We start from the raw sequence: 1,709 nt of genomic DNA, 5'->3' as shown, positions 1-1,709 counted from the left end.
CGATTAAATAGGTCAACTATTCTCACGAATCCATCGAAGCTGTCTAGAACGCTCAAGACTGTCGACTCGTTCTACTGACTCTTCAATAGAGAGTATGCTCGAAAGCATAAGTCCGACAGGCTCCTGGCGACTTCATGAACAGGACAATGTAAAAAGATAGCCCTGTCCGCGAACCGTTTCTATAGGATTGTCCACCCCCTCACTCTCCAGCTTCTTTCTGAGACGACCCACCAGGACTTCCAGCACATTGCTGTCCCGACCTTCATCTTCGTAAAGCTCATCAATCAGATGCCGCTTGGAGACCACCTGTTGGGCATGGCGCATCATATATTCAAGAATCTTGTACTCATAAGCAGTGAGAGACAGGCTTTTGTCATTACACCAGACCTGCTTGCGGGACAGATCCAGCATCAAAGGCCCTGCTTTTATCCGGGGCTGACTAAAACCGGCAGAGCGTCTGATCAGTGCATTCAGGCGAGCTTTCAATTCTTCAAAACGGAAAGGTTTGACCAGATAATCATCCGCTCCGGCTTCCAGACCTGACACCTTGTCTTCCCAATTACCCCGAGCCGTCAGAATCAGAATGGGAAAGTTTTTCCCCTGTTCTCTCAGCGTTCTGATCAGCTCAAGACCATCCATACCGGGTAGCCCCAGATCGATAATGGCCGCATCGGGTGTGTACTGATCGGCAAAGTAGAGCGCTTCCCGGGCATCAGGTGCCGAGTAGACTTTATGCTCAAGACTGCCCAGCTGGTAACTGATGTGATGACGCAGCAGATCGTCGTCTTCCACCACCATAAACTTCATGGAATTGTCCTGTCTTGTCTATATAAACAGTCATGCCACTTATATAGATGGAACTTTCAGGCATCCCGTCAGCCATGATTCAACTGAAGGTTGTTGTTAATACAACAGAGTGCCATAACTCAAATGAACTGTCTGTGAATCGCACCAGGAGTCCGGCAGGCTCATAGAATATTCAGGGCTGGAAATTGACCAGCCCTGAATGAAATGTCGGCAACCGATTAGAAACTATAGTTTAACGCCAGGAATGCAGACTGCTGGGACTTGCTCTCCAGCTTCAGGCGCTCACCGTTAAAGCTACCAGTGATCTCATTGTTGGATCGGGTGTAGCGATAACCCAGTTCTGCAGAAAGGTTGTCGGTCAGGTTCTGGATAACACCGGTCTGCAGGCCGTACATCAGAGCCGTATCCCGCTTGGTGCGGCTGCCATTAACCTGCGTGCCTGTCACCTTGTCAGTATGCTGTCCCTGAGAGTATTTCAGTTTATTCAGGCCAAGAGTACCACCGGCGTAGAACTGAGTATTACCAGAATCCGTCAGAGGAATAACATAATCGGCAGACAGACTCAGTTCATAGTTTTTATAGCGATAACTTTCGCTAGTGGTCGCCCCACTGTCTGTTGCATGGCTCTTCTTGTAGCTCTTCTTGTAGCTCTTGTCATCAAGAATGAAGTTACCGTAGATACGGGTATTATCATTCAGCCAGGTTCCCAACCTGAAACCAATCATGTCACGGTTTTCCAGCTTGTCCGCGATACGGGCACCGGAGATATCTGAGCGAAGGGTTTGAAACAGTATTGAGTAATCTATGATTATCTATCATAATCTCACACTATGGATAAGAGATTAGTCAAGATTGGTGAAGCAGCTCGCTTGCTGGGTACTGACCACTCAACATTGAGGAAG

2 protein-coding genes are annotated in these 1,709 nt (G+C 48.2%); both read right to left on the bottom strand.

Going from position 1 to position 1,709, the window contains the following annotated elements; translation table 11 throughout:
- Window positions 1–132: 132 nt before the first annotated feature.
- Entirely contained in the window at window positions 133–807 is a 675-nt protein-coding gene (locus ACR2PX_RS25640) for a response regulator (protein ID WP_434002194.1), read from the bottom strand.
- 218 nt (window positions 808–1,025) lie between these two features.
- Window positions 1,026–1,532: an outer membrane protein gene (locus ACR2PX_RS25635; protein ID WP_434002193.1), complete on the bottom strand. Its 507-nt coding sequence runs from the start codon at window positions 1,530–1,532 to the stop codon at window positions 1,026–1,028.
- Between the last annotated feature and the right edge of the window lie 177 nt (window positions 1,533–1,709).

This window comes from Endozoicomonas sp., assembly GCF_051008435.1.
Classification (GTDB): domain Bacteria; phylum Pseudomonadota; class Gammaproteobacteria; order Pseudomonadales; family Endozoicomonadaceae; genus Endozoicomonas_A.
Note: the sequence above shows the minus strand (reverse complement) of the source record. Positions and strands in the feature narration are given on the sequence as shown.